General features: G+C 63.0%; 18 protein-coding genes. 3 read left to right on the top strand and 15 right to left on the bottom strand.

Annotated elements, in window-relative coordinates; genetic code table 11:
- Positions 1 to 793: 793 nt before the first annotated feature.
- The 11 genes from parC to nudF form a co-directional block, all read right to left on the bottom strand.
- Complete coding sequence (gene parC / locus AB5Y64_RS19265; protein ID WP_039039750.1) at positions 794 to 3,085, bottom strand: DNA topoisomerase IV subunit A; 2,292 nt, start codon at positions 3,083 to 3,085, stop codon at positions 794 to 796.
- A 255-nt stretch (positions 3,086 to 3,340) separates the two neighbouring features.
- Positions 3,341 to 5,251, bottom strand: coding sequence for a DNA topoisomerase IV subunit B (gene parE / locus AB5Y64_RS19260; RefSeq protein ID WP_039039751.1), 1,911 nt, complete (start codon positions 5,249 to 5,251; stop codon positions 3,341 to 3,343).
- A 113-nt stretch (positions 5,252 to 5,364) separates the two neighbouring features.
- Positions 5,365 to 7,368 carry an FUSC family protein gene (locus tag AB5Y64_RS19255; RefSeq protein WP_368204353.1) on the bottom strand — a complete coding sequence of 668 codons (2,004 nt, stop codon included), beginning with the start codon at positions 7,366 to 7,368 and terminating at the stop codon, positions 5,365 to 5,367.
- A 1-nt stretch (position 7,369) separates the two neighbouring features.
- Entirely contained in the window at positions 7,370 to 8,236 is an 867-nt protein-coding gene (locus tag AB5Y64_RS19250; protein WP_039039753.1) for an HlyD family secretion protein, read from the bottom strand.
- Positions 8,229 to 8,471, bottom strand: coding sequence for a DUF1656 domain-containing protein (locus AB5Y64_RS19245; protein WP_039039819.1), 243 nt, complete (start codon positions 8,469 to 8,471; stop codon positions 8,229 to 8,231). The genes AB5Y64_RS19250 and AB5Y64_RS19245 overlap by 8 nt, the downstream gene beginning before the upstream one ends.
- Before the next feature lie 170 nt (positions 8,472 to 8,641).
- A complete protein-coding gene (locus AB5Y64_RS19240) occupies positions 8,642 to 9,046 on the bottom strand; it encodes a GFA family protein (protein WP_039039754.1) in 405 nt (134 codons plus the stop codon).
- Between the two features lie 36 nt (positions 9,047 to 9,082).
- Positions 9,083 to 9,706, bottom strand: coding sequence for an NUDIX hydrolase (locus AB5Y64_RS19235; RefSeq protein ID WP_039039755.1), 624 nt, complete (start codon positions 9,704 to 9,706; stop codon positions 9,083 to 9,085).
- 2 nt (positions 9,707 to 9,708) lie between these two features.
- Complete coding sequence (locus AB5Y64_RS19230; RefSeq protein ID WP_039039756.1) at positions 9,709 to 10,296, bottom strand: YqiA/YcfP family alpha/beta fold hydrolase; 588 nt, start codon at positions 10,294 to 10,296, stop codon at positions 9,709 to 9,711.
- 9 nt (positions 10,297 to 10,305) lie between these two features.
- On the bottom strand, positions 10,306 to 11,124 hold the full coding sequence (gene cpdA, locus AB5Y64_RS19225) for a 3',5'-cyclic-AMP phosphodiesterase (RefSeq protein ID WP_039039757.1): 819 nt from the start codon (positions 11,122 to 11,124) through the stop codon (positions 10,306 to 10,308).
- Positions 11,125 to 11,151: 27 nt separating this feature from the next.
- On the bottom strand, positions 11,152 to 11,598 hold the full coding sequence (locus AB5Y64_RS19220) for a DUF1249 domain-containing protein (RefSeq protein ID WP_039039758.1): 447 nt from the start codon (positions 11,596 to 11,598) through the stop codon (positions 11,152 to 11,154).
- Between the two features lie 99 nt (positions 11,599 to 11,697).
- On the bottom strand, positions 11,698 to 12,339 hold the full coding sequence (nudF, locus tag AB5Y64_RS19215) for an ADP-ribose diphosphatase (RefSeq protein ID WP_010672772.1): 642 nt from the start codon (positions 12,337 to 12,339) through the stop codon (positions 11,698 to 11,700).
- Between the two features lie 306 nt (positions 12,340 to 12,645).
- On the opposite strand from nudF, the gene tolC reads away from it, so the two are divergent.
- Positions 12,646 to 13,971 (top strand): outer membrane channel protein TolC, encoded by a 1,326-nt coding sequence (gene tolC / locus AB5Y64_RS19210; RefSeq protein ID WP_029313618.1) that lies wholly within the window; start codon positions 12,646 to 12,648, stop codon positions 13,969 to 13,971.
- A gap of 154 nt (positions 13,972 to 14,125) precedes the next feature.
- Here tolC and hldE read toward each other — a convergent pair whose 3' ends face one another.
- Positions 14,126 to 15,553 carry a bifunctional D-glycero-beta-D-manno-heptose-7-phosphate kinase/D-glycero-beta-D-manno-heptose 1-phosphate adenylyltransferase HldE gene (hldE, locus tag AB5Y64_RS19205; RefSeq protein ID WP_039039759.1) on the bottom strand — a complete coding sequence of 476 codons (1,428 nt, stop codon included), beginning with the start codon at positions 15,551 to 15,553 and terminating at the stop codon, positions 14,126 to 14,128.
- Positions 15,554 to 15,801: 248 nt separating this feature from the next.
- Between hldE and lpxL the strand changes: the two genes are divergently transcribed.
- Positions 15,802 to 16,725: an LpxL/LpxP family Kdo(2)-lipid IV(A) lauroyl/palmitoleoyl acyltransferase gene (gene lpxL, locus AB5Y64_RS19200; protein ID WP_010672769.1), complete on the top strand. Its 924-nt coding sequence runs from the start codon at positions 15,802 to 15,804 to the stop codon at positions 16,723 to 16,725.
- A 114-nt stretch (positions 16,726 to 16,839) separates the two neighbouring features.
- On the opposite strand, the gene AB5Y64_RS19195 is transcribed toward lpxL, so the two are convergent.
- The 3 genes from AB5Y64_RS19195 to AB5Y64_RS19185 all read right to left on the bottom strand — a co-directional run bounded on the left by AB5Y64_RS19195 (position 16,840) and on the right by AB5Y64_RS19185 (position 20,612).
- Positions 16,840 to 18,819, bottom strand: coding sequence for a bifunctional 2',3'-cyclic-nucleotide 2'-phosphodiesterase/3'-nucleotidase (locus tag AB5Y64_RS19195; RefSeq protein WP_039039760.1), 1,980 nt, complete (start codon positions 18,817 to 18,819; stop codon positions 16,840 to 16,842).
- 127 nt (positions 18,820 to 18,946) lie between these two features.
- Positions 18,947 to 19,567 carry an L-lysine exporter gene (lysE, locus tag AB5Y64_RS19190; protein WP_039039761.1) on the bottom strand — a complete coding sequence of 207 codons (621 nt, stop codon included), beginning with the start codon at positions 19,565 to 19,567 and terminating at the stop codon, positions 18,947 to 18,949.
- Between the two features lie 262 nt (positions 19,568 to 19,829).
- Positions 19,830 to 20,612, bottom strand: a complete 783-nt coding sequence (locus tag AB5Y64_RS19185) for a LuxR family transcriptional regulator (protein ID WP_010672766.1) — start codon at positions 20,610 to 20,612, stop codon at positions 19,830 to 19,832.
- Positions 20,613 to 20,676: 64 nt separating this feature from the next.
- Between AB5Y64_RS19185 and AB5Y64_RS19180 the strand changes: the two genes are divergently transcribed.
- On the top strand, positions 20,677 to 21,306 hold the full coding sequence (locus AB5Y64_RS19180) for an acyl-homoserine-lactone synthase (RefSeq protein ID WP_029313613.1): 630 nt from the start codon (positions 20,677 to 20,679) through the stop codon (positions 21,304 to 21,306).
- The last annotated feature ends 65 nt before the right edge of the window (positions 21,307 to 21,371 follow it).

The following is a 21,371-nucleotide window of genomic DNA, read 5'->3' as shown; positions in this document are numbered from 1 at the left end:
ATCGTCCACGCCATTTGTTCCGTAGCTATAGGCAAAAGAGAGAGAAGAGGGGTGGCCAACAGAACAGCGGCAACCGGTTTTTACGAACGTCTGATTACGCTTCGCTAATCACACCTACGGCCCTGCATGGCATTGAGCTGGCTGGAAGGAAAATATTATCGGCCAAGTTATTTATATTTCACAAGTTAATTGGGACCCACCATATTCTCGTGTCAGCCATAAAACAAAACCAATAATAATCAGCCCTAAGTCATGCTCTAACTAAATTTAAACACCTATCTTGATACCAATCAAACCCAAAAAGTATGTTGTTAAGGGAAATAAAAAAAGAGATGATAGTGCATACACTATTCCAAACCAGATACCTATGTGGCATAACAGGAAAAAGAAAGCAAAGTACAAGATACCAAATGACAGGTACGTTAACGAACGAACCCATTTTTTTGATAGTTCTTTATGGACATCAGCACGATTGCCACCGTCCTCAGATATAGCCACATGTACTATGGTAAAACTTGTGTACATCACAAATAAAATCGTAAACAATGAAATTGATAATATTAACGGAGTGCTTCCCTCAATAACTCCGCCATCTAGAGTCAATGTGGTTAATATGACAGCCAAGCAAATCCCAGCAAGACCAGAGTAAATCCACTTAAGTTGTTCAAGCGCCTCTTGAGACATATAAACCTACGTAAAAAATCAATAAACGTTCAGTGATGCGTAATTAATAATTAACAACCACGTTCACATTGTGATAAATAGAAGGGCGCTTTCGCGCCCTTCTTATCCATTACGCTTCCTGATTGTCCCCCGCCACCGTCTCGCCGGCGACAGTTTCAATCTCGATGCGATCCACCCGCTGCAACCCGCGGGGCAGCTTGGCGCCACGTCGGCCGCGCTCGCCGCGGTAGTAGTCAAGGTCAGACGGCTTGAGGGTCAGCTTGCGCTTGCCGGCAAACAGAGTGACCGACTGGCCCTGGGGGATGACGGCAGCCATCACCACAAACTCCTCCCGCGCCTTCACGCGCGCCGACGGGATGCTGATGAGCTTGTTGCCCTTGCCCTTGCCGAGTACCGGCAGGGTATTGAGCGGGAACAGCAGCATGCGACCCTCGTTGGAGATGGCCATGCAGAGATCGGTGTCCGGCGCGCCTATCTTCTGGGGCGCCATGACGATGCCCCCTTCCGGCACGGTCAGCAGCGCCTTACCGTTCTTGTTCTTACCGATCAGGTCATCGTACTTGCAGACGAAGCCGTAACCGGCGTCAGAACAGATGAGGTACGGCTCGCCTTCGTTGCCCATCACCAGATGGCGCACCTCTTCCCCTGCCCCCAGCGCGAAGCGGCCGGTGAGCGGCTCGCCCTGACTGCGGGCGGAGGGCAGAGTGTGCGCCTCCAGGGAGTAGGTACGTCCCAGGGTGGAGAGGAACACCGCCTGCTGGTTGCTGCGGCCATGGGCATGGGCGAGGTAGTTATCCCCCGCCTTGTAGGAGAGGCCTTCCACGTCCACGTCGTGGCCCTTGGCGGCGCGCACCCAGCCCTTGTCGGAGAGGATCACGGTGACCGGCTCACTCGGGGTGAGCTCCTTCTCGGTCAGGGCCACGGCGGTGGCGCGCTCCACCAGCGGGGTGCGGCGATCGTCGCCGTACTTCTCGGCGTCCGCCAGGATCTCTTTCTTGAGCAATGTGCTGAGACGGCGCTCGGAACCCAGGATCAGTTCCAGCTTGTCGCGCTCTTCCGCCAGTTCATTCTGCTCGGCGCGCAGCTTGAACTCTTCGAGCTTGGCCAGGTGGCGCAGTTTGAGCTCGAGGATCGCCTCGGCCTGGGTCTCGCTGATGTTGAAGCGCTCCATCATCACCCGGCCCGGCTCCTCCTCGGTACGGATGATCTCGATCACCTCGTCGATGTTGAGATAGGCGATCAGCAAGCCTTCGAGGATGTGCAGGCGAGCCAGCACCTTGTCGAGGCGATATTGCAGGCGGCGGCGCACTGTCTCACGGCGAAAACTCAACCACTCGGTGAGGATGGTCTTGAGGTCTTTCACCTGGGGCCGGTTGTCCAGACCCAGGATGTTGAGGTTGACCCGGTAGTTCTTCTCCAGATCCGTGGTGGCGAACAGGTGGGCCATCAGCCCCTCCACGTCCACCCGGTTGGAGCGCGGCACGATCACCAGACGGGTCGGGTTCTCGTGGTCCGATTCATCCCGCAGATCGGTCACCATGGGCAGCTTCTTGGCCACCATCTGGGCGGCGATCTGCTCCATGATCTTGGCGCCTGAGGCCTGATGGGGCAGCGCGGTGATGACGATATCGCCATCCTCTTCGCTCCACACCGCTCGCTGCTTGATGGAGCCCTTGCCGGTCTCGTAGATTTTGCGGATGTCGTCGCGGGGCGTGATGATCTCGGCACTGGTCGGGTAATCCGGCCCCTGCACATGGGCCATCAGGGCATCCAGGCCGGCATTGGGGTTATCCAGCAGTTCCACACAGGCGTGGGCCACTTCCCGCGCGTTGTGGGGTGGGATATCGGTCGCCATCCCCACCGCGATGCCGGTCACCCCGTTGAGCAGGATGTGGGGCAGGCGGGCGGGCAGCACCACAGGCTCTTTCATGGTGCCGTCAAAGTTCGGCGTCCACTCCACCGTGCCCTGGCCGAGCTCGGAGAGCAGCAGCTCGGAGAAGCGCGACAGCCGCGCCTCGGTATAACGCATGGCGGCAAAGGATTTGGGATCGTCCGGCGCACCCCAGTTGCCCTGACCGTCCACCAGCGGGTAGCGGTAGGAGAAGGGCTGGGCCATCAGCACCATGGCTTCGTAACAGGCGCTGTCGCCGTGGGGGTGATATTTACCCAGCACGTCACCCACGGTACGGGCGGATTTCTTGTGCTTGGACAGCGCCGACAGACCCAGCTCGCTCATGGCGTAGATGATGCGCCGCTGCACGGGCTTGAGGCCGTCGCCGATGTGCGGCAGGGCCCGATCCATGATGACGTACATGGAGTAGTTCAAGTAAGCCTGTTCGGTAAAGGTGCGCATTGGCTGGCGCTCTACCCCGTCCAGACTGAGCTCGATGGCATCACTCATGTGATTATCTCTTTCGGTTCGGGAGCTGGTTGGCGCTCTACTTCATCCAACAGACTGAGCTCGATAGCATCACTCATAAGGTTGTTCTCTTGCTATGGCACGCCCTCAGAGGGCACGCCGGAAATGCGGGTCGGCAGGGGGCCGACGGTGAATCACAAGACCCCCTCCCAACCTCCCCCTCCATGAGGGGGAGGAGAGGCTTGGCCCCCTTCCCTTGCGAAGGGGAGGGCCAGGGTGGGGTACTTGCGACTCGCTTTAGATGATGGCGAGGTTGCCCTTCTCTTCCAGCCATTCGCGGCGATCACCGGCGCGCTTCTTGGCCAGCAGCATGTCCATCAGTTGCAGGGTCTCGTCCCCATCTTCCCCTTCTGCCCCCCCTTCCGCGCCCATGGTGAGCTGCACCAGGCGGCGGGTGTTGGGATCCATGGTGGTTTCCCGCAACTGCTTGGGGTTCATCTCACCCAGCCCCTTGAATCGCGTCACCATCACCTTGCCCTTCTTCTTCTCGGCCTCGACCCGTTGCAGCACGCCGTTCTTCTCGTCCTCGTCGAGGGCGTAGAAGACCTCCTTGCCGATGTCGATACGATAGAGGGGCGGCATGGCCACATAGACATGGCCCTTTTCCACCAGGGCGCGGAAGTGCTTCACAAAGAGGGCGCAGAGCAGGGTGGCGATGTGCAGACCGTCCGAGTCCGCATCCGCCAGGATGCACACCTTGCCGTAGCGCAGGCCACTGAGGTCGTCGGAATCGGGGTCGAGCCCGATCGCCACCGAGATGTCGTGTACTTCTTGCGAGGCGAGCACCTGACCGGCCTCCACCTCCCAGGTGTTCAGGATCTTGCCGCGAAGCGGCATGATGGCCTGGAATTCGCGGTCGCGCGCCTGCTTGGCACTGCCGCCCGCGGAGTCACCCTCCACCAGGAAGAGCTCCCCCTGCATGGGATCCGCGCAGCCGCAGTCGGTCAGTTTGCCGGGCAGGGCCGGGCCTTGCGTTATCTTCTTGCGCACTACCGTCTTGGCGGCGCGCATCCGGCGCTGGGCGCTGGAGATACAGAGCTCCGCCAGCTGTTCGGCCAGCTCGGTGTTGCTGTTCAAGTAAAGGCTGAAGGCATCCTTCACCACGCCCGACACGAAGGCCGAGCTCTGGCGGGATGAAAGTCGCTCCTTGGTCTGCCCTGCAAACTGCGGGTCCTGCATCTTGATGGAGAGGATGTAGGCGCAGCGATCCCAGATGTCTTCCGGGGTCAGCTTGACCCCGCGAGGCAAGAGGTTGCGGAACTCGCAGAACTCGCGCATGGCGTCGAGCAGCCCCTGGCGCAGGCCGTTGACATGGGTGCCACCGAGCGCGGTGGGAATAAGGTTCACATAGGATTCGGCGAGGCATTCGCCCCCTTCCGGCAACCAGCACAGGGCCCAGTCCACCGCCGACTGCTCGGAGCTGAAAGAGCCGACGAAGGGCTGCTCCGGCAGGCAGGTGAACTGCTTGACCGCATCGATGAGGTAATCCTTGAGGCCGTCTTCGTAGCACCACTCAAGCTTGATGCCGGTGTTCTTGTCGAGGAACTTGATGGTGAGGCCCGGGCAGAGCACGGCCTTGGCTTTGAGCAGGTGCTCGAGCTTGGAGACCGAGAAGCGCGGCGAATCGAAGTAGCGCGCCTCTGGCCAGAAGCGCACCCGGGTGCCGGTGTTGCGGCGTCCGCAGGTGCCGGTGATGGTCAGCTCCTGCACTTTCTCGCCCCGCTCGAAGGCGATGTCATAGACCTGGCCGTCCCGGCGCACCGTCACCTCGACCCGATCGGAGAGGGCGTTCACCACGGAGATCCCTACCCCGTGCAAGCCGCCGGAGAACTGATAGTTCTTGTTGGAGAACTTGCCCCCCGCGTGCAGCTTGCAGAGGATCAGCTCCACACCGGAAACCCCTTCCTCCGGGTGGATGTCCACCGGCATGCCGCGACCGTCGTCGATCACCTCGAGGGACTGATCCTCGTGCAGGATCACCTCCAGATTGCGGGCGTGACCCGCCAGCGCCTCGTCGACGCTGTTGTCGATGACCTCCTGGCCGAGGTGATTGGGCCGGGTGGTGTCGGTGTACATGCCGGGGCGGCGACGCACCGGTTCAAGGCCATTGAGGACCTCAATGGCATCCGCATTGTATTGAGTGGACATGGAGGGCCTTGCGAATTGACGTTTGGGGGGAATCTTACTCGCTGGGAGGGCCCGGGACAAATGGGGCGCTCGCAAAGGGTGATCCAGAGGGGCTCCGGCCTCCCCGCCCGGGATCAGGCGGGTTCCCCGGGCAGGGCCTGCACAAGCTGGGAGAGGGAGCAGTGGAGTCGCCACACCAGCCCCGCCAGAGCCCGGGCCGCCGGGTCTGCATGTTCCCCCAGCCCCTGGCAGATGCGGTCCAGCTCCGCCAGGGTGCGCCCCAGGGTCTCGTGCTGCACGCCCCCTTCGGTCAGAATGCCTTTCAGGCAGCGCAGACAGCCGTCCCGCACCAGATAGAGGGCCGGATCCCGGCTGCGCCAGAGCCTGAGCTGCCAGACGATATGGCTGCAATTGAGCAGCACCACGCCCCAGCGCAGCACCCAGAGCCGGGCCCCCTGATCCTGACTCTGGCTGAGCTGGCTCACCGCGTGATAGACCCGGGATTCAAACTCCCCCTCGCTCTGCTGCGGGGCCGGGGCCAGCTGGTCCACGAAATCCCGCCGCAGACGGTGCATCAGGCGGCGGCTCTTGCGCCGATCCGAGCTGGGCCTCAGGAGCTGGAACGCCAGTCCGGCACTCATCACCCCCAATGCCTGCGCGAGGCTGCTGTTGACGAAGGCGAGGTAGTCGTAGCTCGGCGGATTGGTGATGGCGAGGAAGGAGCCGAGCAGCACGATGAGCTGGCCCCAGAGCGCCGCCCCCTGGGGGCGCTGCAATTTCAGCAGTTGCAGGGTGATGAGGGCGGGGAACAGCAGGGCGCAGAAGATCCAGAAGTCGTCGATGCGGATCATCAGCCCGAACTTGACCCCGAAGCAGATAAAGCTGAGCAGCACGATGGCTTTGAGCATGGTCTGGGCCCCCTTCGCCGGGGCCGGGGTGGCGGAATAGAGCACGCAGCAGATGGCGAGCAGGGTCAGGGCCGCAGCGCCCGCATCCCACTGGCCGTGGATCCAGAAGGTGCAGCCCAGCATCACGCAGAGGAAGGTACGCCCCCCGTTGTAGGCCGCCTCCAGGCCGTCGGTGTGGCTGGTCAGAGAGCTGTGGCGCGGCGGCGCCGGCCACTCCTGACCATCGTGGCGGGCCAGCCTTTCCAGCCAGCGCTGACACTCCAGGTAGCTCCAGCAGAAGTGGCGCAGCCGCAGCCAGAAGGCCTGACAGCGATAATCGTCCCCCGAACAGGCCACGAAGGGCGCCATCAGGCGGGCGATGCGCAGCTTGTCGCAGCCCCCCTGTCCCAGCTCCCGCAGCACGGCGGCCAGCATGGGGGCCGGGTCGACTGCGTCCTCTGGCCAGTGTTGCAGCATGCGGCGCAGCCCCGAGATGAGGCTGACCATCCTCAGCTGGCGATGGAGCAGATAGTTCAGCAACTGGTTGTGGCGACGCAGGCGGTGGTGGCTCCAGACTGCCTGGATGCGCAGCACGTTCAGGGTGAGGATCTGACCGATCACCCCCTCGTGGGCGGTGCGCACATCGGCGCCCGTCTCCCCGAGCCAGAGCCGCTGGGCATGTTCCAGCAGCCGGGTCTGGCTCTTGCCAAGGGAGTCCAGCAGGGTCTCGCCATCGGAGAAACTCGGCAGGATCATCATCATCAGTCCGCCGCAGAGGATGCCGACGATCACCTCGCTCACCCTGGCCTGGGCGATGTCGAAGATATGTTGCGGGTCGGTCAGGTTGACGCAGGAGAAGGCGATGATGGCGGCGGTATAGCCCGCCAGGGCGAAACCGTAGGAGACGTTGTTCTGATGGTGGTTGGAGATGTAGGTGCAACCCCCCAGCCAGAGGGCGATAAGCAGGCTGAAGAGCCAGGGATCACCGATGCCAAGGCCGGTGATCATCACCGCCGCCATGGCGCCGATGAGGCTGCCCACCACTCGCCCCAGGCTCTTGCTGATGACGCCCCCCACGGTGGGAAAGCTCACCACGGCGGCGGAGGTCATGGCCCAGTAGGGAGAGTCGAGTTGCAGCACGAACGCCAGCCAGAGCGACAGGCACATGGCCAGGGCATTGCGCAGGGCGTAGCGCCACTGGCCGCCGTTGGCCTTGCCCCAGGGGGTCTGGCGCCAGAGCGAGGGGATCACTCTAGTCCCCTATGGTGATGGTACAGGTCGTGCCCGCGATCAAGACCAGATCCGGGGGAATCGCCAGCAGCCTGATCCGCACCGGCACCCGCTGGGCCAGGCGCACCCAGGGCACATTCGGCTTGACGTCGAGCAGCAGCCCCTCGCTGCCTTCCAGGCTCTGATCGTGAATGGCGCGCCCTATGCTTTCCACCTCCCCCCTGAGTACCCGATCCCCGCTGTAGAGCACCACCTCGGCCGGTTTGCCGGGGGCGATGTGTCTGAGCTTGGTCTCTTCGAAATAGCCCTGCACATAGAAGGAGTGGGTGTCTATCAGGGCCACCAGGGGCACCCCGGCAGTGGCGTAGTTGCCGACCCTGGCCTGCAGATTGGTGATGTAGCCGTCGCTCGCGGCGTGGACCTCGGTCCGGGCAAGGGACCATCTGGCCTGCTCCAGATTGGCTTGGGCCACCTCATAGGCCGCCTTCATCGCCTGGGCATTGAGCCTGGACTCATCCACCGCCTCGGCGGAGATGACGGTGCGGGAGAGGCTCTGGCGACGGTTCGCCTCGTGCTCCGCCTTGTCGAGATCCGACCTGGCCTTGGCCAGGGCCGCGCTGGCGTTGTCCAGCGCGATGCGATAGGGCTCGGGATCCAGAGTAAAGAGCAGGTCCCCCGCCTTCACCAGCTGGTTGTCCTTGACCCCTATCCTGACGATCTTGCCAGACACCTGGGGCGTGATGCTGACCAGCTCGGCCCGCACCTTGCCATCCCGGGTCCAGGGGCCCTGCATGTAGTCGTTCCACAGCCACCAGAGCGACACCAGCGCCAGGGCAAAGACCAGCAGGGTGGAGAAGTATTTGAGGGTCGCAAGGGGTGATTTAGCCATGTAGCAATATCCATAGGGCGCCGCTGACGGCGAGGATGAAGAGGGAGAGATCCATCAGCAGGGGGTGCCAGACCTCGCCGCCGTAGAGCCAGTCCCGCAGCAGATGGTGCAGCGGCAGCCAGCCCAGCAGGCCGAGCAGCACGGCCTTGAACAGGGGCGGAAAGTAGAGCGAGGCCCCGAGGATCAGATCCGGCAGCGCTGAAGCAGTCGTCACGGGTGTGCCCCCTGTTGGCAGAGATGGAATGAAGAGAGAGGCCGGGGTCCGCCGGGAGACGGACAGGGCAAGGTTAACACAGCCATGGCGGAGGCTACACAAGCAGATGACCCCCTGAGATGTCGTCACGGGAGTGACGCGGCAACGCCTCGCCCGTCCTCCCCGCCACCCGTCGGGCACTCACCTCGCGTTCAATCGGCTACGGTATCTGCCGGGTGATGCACCCCGTCGCGGGTCGGCACCTCTCCCAGATCGAACGGGTTGACACCCTCCAGACAGGCGAGGTTGTAGCCATATTCCGCCGGATTGGATCGGCGCTGGTGATGGGTGTAGATGCCGCAGACGCTGCAAAAGTAGTGTTTCGCGGTGCGGGTGTTGAACTGGTAGCAGCGAAGCGCCGCCTCCCCTTGCAGGATGCGGATGCCGGAGAGCGGCACCGAGGCGACGATGGCCCCTCGCCGCCGACAGAAGGAGCAGTCGCAGCGGCGCGGATCCACCACGCCATCCGGCAGGGTCAGCTCCAGCACCACGGCGCCGCAGTGGCAGCTCGCCTTGTGTTTCTTCTGGATGGGGGTATTGCCGATGCGTGTGATCATGCTGCCTCCTTGCCGCAGTGTCAGGCTGCGAACCGGTTAATCGAACAGGGTATCCCCCCGCCCCTGCGACAGATGGTCATGGAGGGTGCGCAACTGGGACGCCACCACCCGGTGGCGGGAGAGTTCGGGCAAGGCGTCGATGGGGAAGTACCCCGCCCCTTTGGTTTCATCGGTGTCGGTAAGCAGAGCGCCGCCCGTCACCTCGCACAGGAAGAAGGCCTTGTGGGCGTGGGGCAACTGCGGGGGATGGGGATGCTTGAGCTTGTCGAACAGGGCCAGCAGTTGCACCGCCCGACAGGCGAGGCCGGTCTCCTCGCTCACTTCCCGCACCACGGCGTCCGCAGGCGAATCGCCGATGTCGCACCAGCCCCCCGGCAGGGTCCAGCAACCGTCACTGCGCTCCTGCACCAGCAGGATATGGCCCGCGTCGTTCTGAATGAAGGCCCGCACATCGAGCTTGGGGGTGGGATAGCCGCTGTCGAGGGCAATCCAGTCGCCGATGGCATCGGGAGCCAGCTCGCTCTGGCTGGCGATGAGCGTCACCGTGGCCGCTCGCAGCGCCTCGAAGCGGGCGATGTCGAAGGGATCCCGGGAGTAGGTGAGCCCCGCCTGGGCCGTGGCCAGCACCTGTTCGAGGAAGGCGGCCAACGGCGGTTGCATGGCTAGAGCCCGAGGAAACGGACGATCTGGGCGGGGTAGCGCTCGAAGCCTGTGAAGGCGTGATCGCCGCCGCACTCCAGGGAGAGACGGGCAAAGCGGTATTCGTCCAGCGCCTTGCGATAGTCGAGCACCTCGTCCTCCTGCTGTTGCAGCACCCAGAGCCGCTCGGGAGCAGTCACCGGCACCGCCAGCGCTCTCAGCTCGTCCATGTGCCCAGGCAACAGTTCATAGCGTTCGCCGCTGTAGGGGTTGGTCTGGGGGCCGAGGTAGTCGCAGAGCAGCTCGTGGGGGCGCACCGCCGGGTTGATGAGGGCGGCGCGGCAACCGTACATCTCGCTCACTCGCGTGGCCATGAAGCCACCGAGGGAGCTGCCCACGGTGCCAAGCTTGAATTCGTTGCCATAACGGCTCTGCAGATCGGCAATGGTCTGCTCGATGGCCACCCAGGCCGCCGCCGGGGTGTTGGGCTGGGCCGGGATCACCACCTCGATATCGGGCCTGTTCTCTGCCACCCAGGCCGCCATCTGCTGCGCCTTGGCCGAGCCGGGGGATGAATTGAAACCGTGCAGATAGAGCAGGACGGGCTTCATGGCAACGCCTCAGTAACCGGTGGCATTGGGGTCGGGCACGAACTGCCCCAGCGGCAGGCGCCACACCTGACTCGCCACCCGGCCATCCGGGTGCAGGGTGAGATAGCGCCAGCCCGGGCCGGATTCGTCCAGTGCGAAACCGTCGGAGAGCGGCTTGAACTGGATGCAGGTAGAGGGGCTGGCGATGAGCCGCACTCCGTGGTGCACCTCGTCAAACTCCTGATGGACGTGGCCGAACAGGATGGTCTTCTGCTGCGGGTGGCGGGCCAGCACGGCGAACAGGTCGTCGGCATTCTTGAGGTTGTGCTGATCCAGCCAGGCGCAGCCCACCGGCACCGCCTGATGGTGCAGGGCGATCAGGGCATGGCGCTCGGGATGCTGGCGCAGGGCCTGATCCAGGGCCGCCAGCTGGTGATCCCCCAGCACCCCGTGAGGTTTGCCGCGCACCTGGGTATCCAGCAGGATCACCTGCCAGTGATCCCCCACCAGTTGCTTGGCCTCGCTGATGCCGGCCGCATGGAGGTATTCGGTCATCAGGGGGCCGTCGTCGTGGTTGCCGGGCAACCAGTAGATGGGGCGAGCCAGGGGCGCCATCATGGAGGCGAAGCGCTGGTACGACTCCGGGCTGTGATCCTGGGAGAGATCCCCGGTGGCGAGGATGAGATCGAACGGGTGCTCGTTGGCCTGCACTCGCTCCAGCACGGCGGCCAGACTCTGCGCCGTGGGCACGGCCAACAGCCGCCCCTCGGCACTGGCGAAGAGATGGGTATCGGTAATCTGTAACAGGCGCACACTGCCGTCCGGCGCCTGAGGTAGCTCTGTTTCCAAAATCACGCTTCTTTTTTATGGGTTCGACTAGAGGATGTTAATCAGGCTGGTGCCGTGTTTGAGACAAAATCTCAACCAATCGGCCAAGAATAGATTTACCTGCTCCTTTTCATCCCTGTGATGCATTTTTTGATTGGGATAATCATAACGTGGTTGCAACATTGAAATCTGTTGCGCCGCACACACTTCCGCCATTCGCACATCATGATACAAACGAATCTCTATCCGGGCTTGCAAGTAGCTCGGCAATTCGGGGTTGTGCTGGGCCAGGATCACCTGGCTGGTGAAGCGGCTCTCCTCTGTCACCGTGAGCTGGAACTGCAGGCCGTTGCCGACCTGATAGCGGCGCTCAGCACCCACGCTGCCACCGGGCGGCAACAGTTTCATCAGCGCCATGTAATTGACCTCGCAGGTACGCTGCAAGGACATCAAATCAGGCACATAGCGCTTCATCGGGCTCTGGACTAATGACATGTCGCGGCTCCCTCAATCAGGATCCATGAAGGGTGGACCCACTGCACAGTGTTCCAGTCGGACACAGGGCACCTGACCCGGGTCTGAACGAGCGTCACCTCAGCGCCCCGCCAGCCAGCGTGCCCGCAGCTCGCCGTGGTTCAGAGCCAGCCACTGCAGGGCGATGACGGAGGCGGCATTGTCGATGCGCCCCTCTTTGAGCCAGGCATAGGCCTGCTCGCGGCTCACCACGTGGACCCGGATGTCTTCCCCCTCTTCCGCCAGACCGTGGATCCCCTTGGCCTGACTGGCATCCACCTCGCCCACGAACACCTCGATGCGCTCGGTGCTGCCACCCGGGCTCACCAGATAGCTGATGGCATGTTCGCAGCGTCCCACCTCGATCCCTGCCTCTTCCACCGCCTCGCGCCGCACCACAGCCTCGGCGGTCTCCCCTTCATCGATGATGCCGGCCACCAGCTCCAGCAGCCAGGGGGTGGCGCTGGTCTCCATGGCGCCGATGCGAAACTGCTCCACCAGCACGATCTCGTCCCGCACCGGATCATAAGGCAGCAGGGCGGCGGCATGGCCACGTTCGAACAGTTCCCGGACGATGGGGGCGTTCCAGCCACCGGCAAACAGCCTGTGTTGCAGGCGGTAGACATTCACCTTGAAGAAGCCATTATATCCAGCTGATTTTTCAATGATTTTCACATCATCGCTGGAGTAGTGGCAGGTTTGAGGCAAGGCTTGCTGTGACATTCGAGACTCCTGCCAGCTTGACTTGGCTTGGTTTGACCATAATATTCGGGGGCATGAATGAACATTCATTCACTCGCTCTCGCCGACGATGAGGGAAGGATTTTAGCAGCCACAGGGCATTTGGCTAGGCGCGTTGCCGAGAAAACTCGCCCCGGACCTTGACGTTTCCGCAGCTGGAAAAGAGACAGTTCGCAATGAAATCTGCTTATAGTAGAGTGGTTAAGCTGAAATCAAGCTTGGTCGGTGACAATCCCCCCTTCATCCAGCGGACAGCTTTGGGTTGATACAAAAGGTTAAAACTATCATATGAAAAGAACACTCTTGTCAGTCATGGTGATGCTGGGTGTGAGCGGCGCCGCTCATGCCGAAAACCTGCTCGATATTTACCAACAGGCCCAGATCAAGGACACCCAGCTGCTGGAATCCAAGGCCAAGCGGGACCAGGCCTTCGAGAAGATCAACGAATCCCGTGCAGCCCTGCTGCCCCAGATCAACCTGGGCGCCGGCCTGAACTACCTGCAAAACAAGAACGACACCATGACCAACACGGGCGCTACCGGCTCCGTGACCCTGGATCAATCCATCTACCGTCGCAGCAACTGGGTCAACCTGGATCTGACCGAGAAGAGCGCCACCCAGTCCGACGTGGCCTACAACCTCGAGTACCAGAACCTGATGCTGCGTACCGCCCAGGCCTACTTCGACGTGCTCAAGGCCATGGATACCCTGGAATTCGTGCGTGCCAACAAGACCGCGGTCGAGCGTCAGCTTGAACAGACCCAGCAGCGCTTCGAAGTGGGCCTGACCGCCATCACCGACGTGCACGAGGCCGAGGCCGAGCGCGATCAGGCGCTGGCGGACGAGATCAATGCCGAGAACACCCTGGACAACAGCTACGAGAGCCTGCGCGAGCTGACCGGTATCGACCACCGTCAACTGGACGTGCTCAACACCGATCGCTTCAGCCCGCAGAAGACCGCGTTCAACTCCGACAAGTGGCTGGAACTGGCCCTGGACAAGAACCTGGAGCTGCACAGCGCCCGCATCGGCAAGGACATCGCCAAGGAGCAGATCGATCTGGCCAAGACCGGTCATGAACCGACCCTGGATCTGGGCGCCGGCCTGAACGCCGGTTACAACGATTACAAGGACGAGATCCGCAACCCCGAGAGCAACAGCAATCAGGGCAACATCGGCCTGAACTTCAAGCTGCCCATCTACACCGGCGGGGCCACCACCTCCCAGGTCAAGCAAGCACAGTTCAACTACGTGGCTGCCAGCGAACAGCTCGAACGCAGCTTCCGCTCGGTGCAGAGCACGGTCCGCTCCTCCTACAACAACGTGAACGCCAGCATCGGCTCGGTCCGCGCCTACAGCCAGTCCGTCATCTCCGCCGACAGCGCCCTGAAGGCGACCGAGGCCGGTTACGAGGTGGGCACCCGCACCATAGTCGACGTGCTGGACTCCACCCGCAAGCTGTATCAGGCCAAGCAGAAGCTCTCCGAAGCCCGCTACAACTACATCCTCAGCATCCTCTCCCTCAAGCAGGCCGCCGGCATCCTGGAGCAGAAGGATCTGGAAGAGGTGAACCAGGGTCTGATGCCCGCCGCCCAGGTCACCAAGAAGTCCTGAGCCAGGCGCACACCATGAGAAAAGGCGACCCCGGGGTCGCCTTTTTCATCTCTGTTCGCCGCTGGAAGTGCGTTGGCCGGGGCCTGCCAGGCAGCGTCCATGTCACCGACCCGGCAGCCCCATCAAAAAACCCGGCCTTGGCCGGGTTTTACGCTTATCCGCGCTCGCGGATTGTCTTGATGATGTCGGTGGTGGAGCAGCCGTCCTCGAAGTTCAGCACCCGCACCTCGCCGCCATTGGCGGTCACCTCGGCGTAACCGGCGATCTCTTCGGGCTTGTAGTCGCCCCCCTTGACCAGGAGGTCTGGCAGGATCTCGGCGATCAGACGCTGGGGAGTGTCTTCGCTGAAGGGGACCACCCAGTCCACGGCACCCAGGGCCGCCAGCACAGTCATACGGCGCTCGGTCGGGTTGACCGGGCGACCCGGCCCCTTGAGGCGACGCACGGACTCGTCGGTGTTCACCGCCACGATCAGGCGGTCCCCCAGCTTGCCCGCATTGGCCAGATAGGAGACATGACCCGCGTGCAGAATGTCGAAGCAGCCGTTGGTCATCACCACCTTCTCGCCGCGCAGACGGGCGGCCTGGACGGCCACCTTGAGCTGGGCCTCGGACATGACGCCAAAACCGGTCTCCTGCTCGGTGTAGAGGGCGTTGGCCAGTTCCACCGGGCTCACGGTGGAGGTCCCCAGCTTGCCGACCACGATGCCGGCGGCGGTGTTGGCCAGGGCGCAGGCCTCATCCAGACTCTTGCCTGCGGCAAGGGAAGTCGCCAGGGTGGAGATGACGGTGTCACCGGCACCGGTGACGTCATAGACCTCGTGGGCCTGGGCCGGCAGGTGCAGCTCGGGCTGCCCTTCGCGGATCAGGGTCATGCCGTTCTCGGAACGGGTGACCAGCAGGGCGTCCAGCTCGAAGCGCTTGACCAGCTCCAGCCCCCTGGCGACCAGATCTTCTTCCCCCTTCACCTTGCCCACCACGGCCTCGAACTCGGACATGTTGGGGGTCAGCAGGGTGGCACCACGGTACTTCTCGAAATCGGTCCCCTTGGGGTCGACCAGCACGGGAATGCCGGCGGCGCGGGCACGCCGGATCATGCCGGGCACATCGTTGAGGGCGCCCTTGCCGTAGTCGGAGAGGATCATCACGTCCGCCTGGGGCAGCGCCTGCTCCACCTTGCCCATCAGCAGGCTGGCATCCACGTCGTGGAAGGCCTCTTCAAAGTCCAGACGCAGCAGCTGCTGGTTGCGGGACAGCACCCGCAGCTTGGTGATGGTCGGATAGTCGGTCAGGCGCACGAAATCACAGGCCACCTTGACCCCGGCCATCTGGCTGGCGAGGGCATCGGCGGCTTCATCCTGACCGGTCAGGCCCAGCAGCACGGCCTGGGCGCCGAGGGCGGCGGAGTTGAGCGCTACGTTGGCGGCGCCGCCCGGACGCTCCTCGATGTGCTCGACCTTGACCACGGGGACCGGCGCCTCAGGGGAGATCCGGCCGGTAGGGCCATGCCAGTAGCGATCCAACATGACATCGCCAACGACCAGGATGCGGGCTTTTTCAAACTCGGGCAGGGTGATTTTCATCTGTATCGGCTCTCAAAACCTGAAAAATTCAGCGGCCGATTTTATCACACTCTTTTCCGGGGCGTGAAAAAAGCACGGCCCTGCCCCCTGACGCCCCCTCTGACCAGATGACGGCGATTCGCGCCCGCCCCCGCTTTTCGGATAGAATCCTCGACATGCGAGTGACCGCATCCGCGCCGGGCCACCCCACACAGGCCCCCCGGTTCGGTCGGACTCCCCCCTTTGCCTTTGCGAACAAGAGACTCTTCATGGCCCAAGAACACGCTCCCCGCCTCGAACCCCGTCTGTTCCATCCCCGTTACTGGGGGAGCTGGCTGGGCCTCTCCCTGCTCTGGCTGCTGGTGTTGCTGCCCTGGCGCAGCCAGATGTGGCTGGGCCGCCAGCTCGGCACCCTGGCCCGCAAGCTGCTGAAATCCCGCGTCAAGATTGCCCGCCGCAACCTGGAGCTGGCGATGCCCGAGCTCAGCCGGGATGAGCGCGAAGCCCTCCTGGTGCAGAACTTCGAGAGCGTGGGCTGCGCCATCTTCGAGGTGGGCATGGCCTGGTTCTGGCCAGACTGGCGGATGCGCCGCCTGATGAAGGTGGAAGGGGAAGAGCACGTCATCAACGCCATGGAGAAGGGCCAGGGGATGCTGCTGCTCTCCTGCCACTTCCTGACGCTGGAGCTCAATGCCCGCTGCTTCGGCCTGGTGCGCCCCGGGGTCGGTGTCTATCGCCCCAACACCAATCCGGTGCTGGAGTACGCCCAGTACCACGGTCGCTGCGCCTCCAACAAATACCTGGTGGACCGGATGGACGTGAAGGGGATGATCAAGGCGCTGCGCAACGGCGACGCCCTCTGGTATGCACCGGATCACGACTACGGCAGCCATGCCAGCGTCTTCGTGCCCTACTTCGCGGTGGAGCAGGCCGCTACCATCACGGGGACCGCCACCCTGGCCCGGGTGAAGAACACAGTCACCCTGCCCTGCTACAACATCCGCACCCGGGAGGGCTACACCCTGCATATCGGGGCCCCGCTCGCGGACTACCCGAGCGGTGACGACATGGCGGATGCCAGCCGCGCCAACCGCGAGATTGAAGCCGCCGTGCGCAAGGCGCCAGAGCAGTACATGTGGCTGCACCGCCGCTTCAAGACCCGCCCCAATCCGGACGATCCCGGCTACTACTGATGCCCTCCCGCCCCGTCGACCGGGCAAGTCCAGACGACAGGACAGGATGGCACCGCGCCCCATGAAAAAGCCCTCGCACTGCGAGGGCTTTTTTGTTGGCTGCCAGCGTCTGCCTTACTGGCGGATCAGGCGGTAGATGGCGTAGCCGGGGTGCTTGGCGTCATCCATCGGCAGGGTGGACTGGTACGACAGATCCGCCCCCGCCAGGGCCTTGGCCTCGTCGGTCGGCGAGGAGTAGAGGCGCACGTCCACGTTGGCGGGCAGGGCCTTCATGTGCCAGTTGTTGTTGGCCGCCGGGCTGAAGCCGGCCGGGTTGTCCGCAGACTGGGCCTTCAGGTACTGGGCGATGATCTCCCGCGTCTCGAAGGGATCTTCATGGACGATGTTGCTGCCGTCGATGCCCGGGAAGTGGCCACCGCCGCTGGCGCGGTAGTTGTTGGTCACCACGTAGAACTTCTGGGCCGGGTCCACGGGCTGGCCGTTGAAGGTGAGGCCGCTGATGCGCTGGCCGTCGCTCACCTTGACCCCGTCCTTGCTGTAGCGGGCCGGCTGGGTGATGTCCACCTCGTAGTTGACCCCGTCAATCACATCGAAGTTGTAGGTGGGGAAGCTCTCGTTCACCAGCCACTGCACCTCTGTCTTGCCGGTGTCGATCTGGTTGAACTGGCCGGCGCTCATCTCCAGCCACTCCTTGACGGTGGCCCCGCTCACCTCGACCACCTGCAGGGTGTTCGGATAGATGTAAAGGTCGGAGACGTTGCGCAGGGAGATGTCACCCTGAGCCACGTAGGTGAAGTCGTTGATGCCGTTGCGACCACCACGGAAGGGGGCCGCCACCGAGAGGATGGGGTAGGACTCCTTGAGCAGGCCGTCTTGTTGCAACTGCTCCGCGTGGCGGCGCTGGGCATCGCTCACCAGCTGCACCGAGGGGTCGTCCTGTACCAGGGCGAAGAAGCTGTGGATGGGGGAGGTGATCTTGCCGAGCGGCTCGTCCAGCCACTGGTTGGTGGCGTCGTGATCCGCCTGCACCAGGTCCACCACCCGCTGATCCACCGCACTGCCCTCGCTGGCGTCTATCTTGCGCAGGCTGGCCTGGCTCTGCTTCACCTGCCACTTGCCGTCCACCTGCTCCAGCTTGAGGTCGATGATGCCGAGGTGGTTGCCCCAGTAACCGGGCATCACGGTGGGGATGCCGCTCAGGGTACCGGCCTGGTTGTCCACCTCCGGCAGATCCGGGAAGTCCCCGGGGAAGTTCTTGTGGGCGTGGCCCAGCATCAGGGCGTCCACCCCCTTCACCTTGGCCAGATGCCAGGCGGAGTTCTCCATCATGGCCTCGTAGCTGCTGGCATTGATGCCGGTGTGGGCCACCACCACCACGATATCGGCGCCCTTGGCGCGCAGCTCGGGCACATAGTGATTGGCGGTCTCGACCATGTCGGCCACCACCACCTTGCCCTCCAGATGACGCTTGTCCCACTGCAGCACCTGGGGCGGGGTCAGACCCAGGATGCCCACCTTGACGCGCTGGCGCTGGCCCTTGTCATCGGTCACCTCGCGCTCCAGCAGCAGATAGGGGGTGAACTTGTTGCCGCTCCAGTCAATCTGTCCCTTGGCATCGCGCTTGAAGGCCCCCGCCTCGAACACGTTGGCGTTCACATAGGGGAAGTCGGCTCCCGCCAGCACCTTGCCAAGGTAGTCCAGGCCGTAGTTGAACTCGTGGTTGCCCAGGTTGCCCGCATCGTAGCCCAGCTCGTTCATCGCCTTGAACACCGGGTGCGCCTGCTTCTCGAGGTAGCCGGCACCGGACTGCTCGAAGATGTAGTCCGCCAGCGGCGTGCCCTGAATGAGGTCACCGTTGTCGAGCAGCAGGTTGTTGGGGTTCTCGGCGCGGGCGGCGCGGATCAGCAGGGCGGTGCGGGAGAGGCCGAACTTGCGATCCTCCTTGTTCTGGTAGTAGTCGTACCCCAGCACGTTGGAGTGGATGTCGGAGGTCTGGATCAGGCGCAGGGAGACGGTCCCCGGCTGCGCCTTGCTGTCATTCTCGTTGCTGCAGGCAGACAGCAGCACGATGGCGGCAATAGCCCCCAGCTTCATGGTGTTATTCACTGTTTTTTCCCTTTTATTATGAGTAACGCTTTACCAGCGCCGGGAATTTAACAGACGAATATGTCAGCAGATGGCACCGGGACTCATTTTTATGAAGCCCGGCACAAAAATAGCCTCATGAGGCCGGTATGGCACCCAACGCCAGCTTGGCCGCCAGCACCAGCATGATGAGACCTACAACAAGATCAATGGCTTGCTGCACCCGGCCCCGGGCAAGCCAGGGGGAGAGTGCCGCCGCCCCGAACGCCAGTCCGTAGAACCAGACCAGAGAAGCCAGCATGGCCCCCGCCGCGAAGGCGGGTCTGAGCTCCTCGGCAAACTGGCTGCCGAAGGAGCCAAGCAACATCAGGGTATCCAAGTAGACGTGGGGATTGAGCAGAGTGACTCCGAGGGTCATGGCCAGCACGCTCTTGACCCCCATCAACCGGGGCGAGTCCGCCAGGGCCGCCTCCTGGCCGCGCCAGGCGCTGCGCAGGGAGCGCACCCCGAACCAACCGAGGAAGAGCACGCCGCCCCAGGTCAGCAGGGCCAGGCCGATCGGGCTGGCTGCCAGCAGGTTGGCCCCGCCGAACACCCCGATGCCGATCAGCACGAGATCGCACAGGCAGCAGAGGGTCGCCGTCAGCAGGTGGTGGTTGCGGTGAATGCCCCGGCTCAGCACGAAGGCATTCTGGGCCCCGATGGGGATGATCATGGCAAGGCCGAGGGTAAAGCCTTGCAGGGTGGTGGCGAACATGGAGATGCGTTCCTGTGAAAGAGAGAAACGCACTATAAGGGGGCGCGGGTAATCAGAGAAATTCATTCATTTTCTGATGCATTCATAAAACTGATGAAAACCGGGCCGAAACCACACAAAGAAGGTTGTCAATTGCAGGATCTGACAATTGTGGGGTCACAGCCCCGCCCCGAGAATCGGCGGCAGGATGGGACGGCGCAGGACAGCGGTGATGGCGACAGAGGGGATGCCAGGCGACGAGCCGGTGCCGCCGGGCCTGTATTCACTGCAGCAGGGAGGGGAAGTTGGTGACCACCACCTGCTCCAGGTTCGGCAGCAGGATGCCGCTGCTCACCCCCTTGGCGATGGCCTGGTAGCGGTTCATCGATCCCGTCTTGCGGGTGACCTGATTGAGGTGGTAGTTCACGGTGCGCTCCGTGATGCCGAGGATGCAGGCGATCTCCCCCGATGTCTTCCCTTCGCTGGCCCAGAACAGGCACTCGGTCTCCCGCTCCGTCAGGGGTTCCTGGGGATCGTCCTCCCTCATGCTCTGGCGCACGATCCGGATCGCCGCCTCGAAGATGTAGTTGGACATCCAGGAGAGGATGGGCGAGGACTCCAGCATCAGATCGCTCGACGCCCGCTCCCGGGTGATGAAAGAGAGTATGCCGTTCTCCCCCGCCGCCCCGTGCAGCGGGAACGAGATGCCGTTGCGCAACCCGAATTCCGCCGCCAGCCCCATCACATCCATGCTCCCCTCTTGCAGGAAGCGCGCCTTCTCGTCCAGCCGGTTCCAGTAGATGGGCAGGGTCTGCCTGCGGGCGAGCTGGATGATGGGATCGCAGGCCAGCATGTTGTTCAGGGTGTAGGCCTGTACCCAGGAGTCGGGGCACTGGTTGAACAGCACCACCTTGGGCCTTTGCATCGACATGGGCAGGATGAGGGCAAAGCGGTAGTAGTCGTAGCCCATTCCCAGGGTGAAGCGGCCGATGAGCTCGGACAACCGGTTGCCATCGGTCACCAGCGTGAAATGTTCCAGGTACTCAAGCAGTTGGTCGCGTGTCATAGGCAAGCCTCCCCTGGCCAAGGCCTTGGATTATAGCGCCTAACCATGAAATGGAGAGACATGAATGCTTGTTTTCAAAGGAAAATTGAAAGAACACCCCAGATGGGAGGTCGAAAACGAGCTCTACCGATTTCGCAACCGCGTCTTCTCCGATCGACTCGGTTGGGACGTGGAATCCCGCCGTGGCCTGGAGCGGGACAACTTCGACAAGCCCGACACCCACTGGGTGCTGATTGAAGACAAGCAGGGGCTGTGCGGATGCATCCGCCTGCTCAGCTGCGCCCAGGATTACATGCTGCCCAGCATCTTCCCCACCGCCCTCGCTGGCGAAGCCCCGCCGCGCGGCAACGACGTGTGGGAGCTGACCCGCCTCGCCATCGACGCCGACCGGGCCCCTCGCCTGGAAAACGGCATCAGCGAACTCACCTGCGTCATCTTCCGCGAGGTGCTGGCCTTCGCCAGGGAGCAGGGGATCCGCGAGCTGGTGGCCGTGGTCAGCCTGCCGGTGGAGCGCATCTTCCGTCGCCTCGGCCTGCCCATCGAACGCCTCGGCCATCGCCAGGCGGTGGATCTGGGGGCCGTGCGCGGGGTCGGTATCCGCTTCCACCTGGACGAGCGTTTCGACCGCGCCGTCCATCGCCCCCTGCAGGGCCATTACCGGCCGGCGGGGGATGCTCTGCTCGCAGTCATCTGAGCAAAAAAAGTCCCGGGACCGGCCCGGGATTCAAGACGCTCGCTATGGTCCGTTTCCACCCCATG

Origin of the sequence: Aeromonas sp. R5-1, from assembly GCF_040908265.1 — a bacterium.
Classification (GTDB): domain Bacteria; phylum Pseudomonadota; class Gammaproteobacteria; order Enterobacterales; family Aeromonadaceae; genus Aeromonas; species Aeromonas caviae.
Note: the sequence above shows the minus strand (reverse complement) of the source record. Positions and strands in the feature narration are given on the sequence as shown.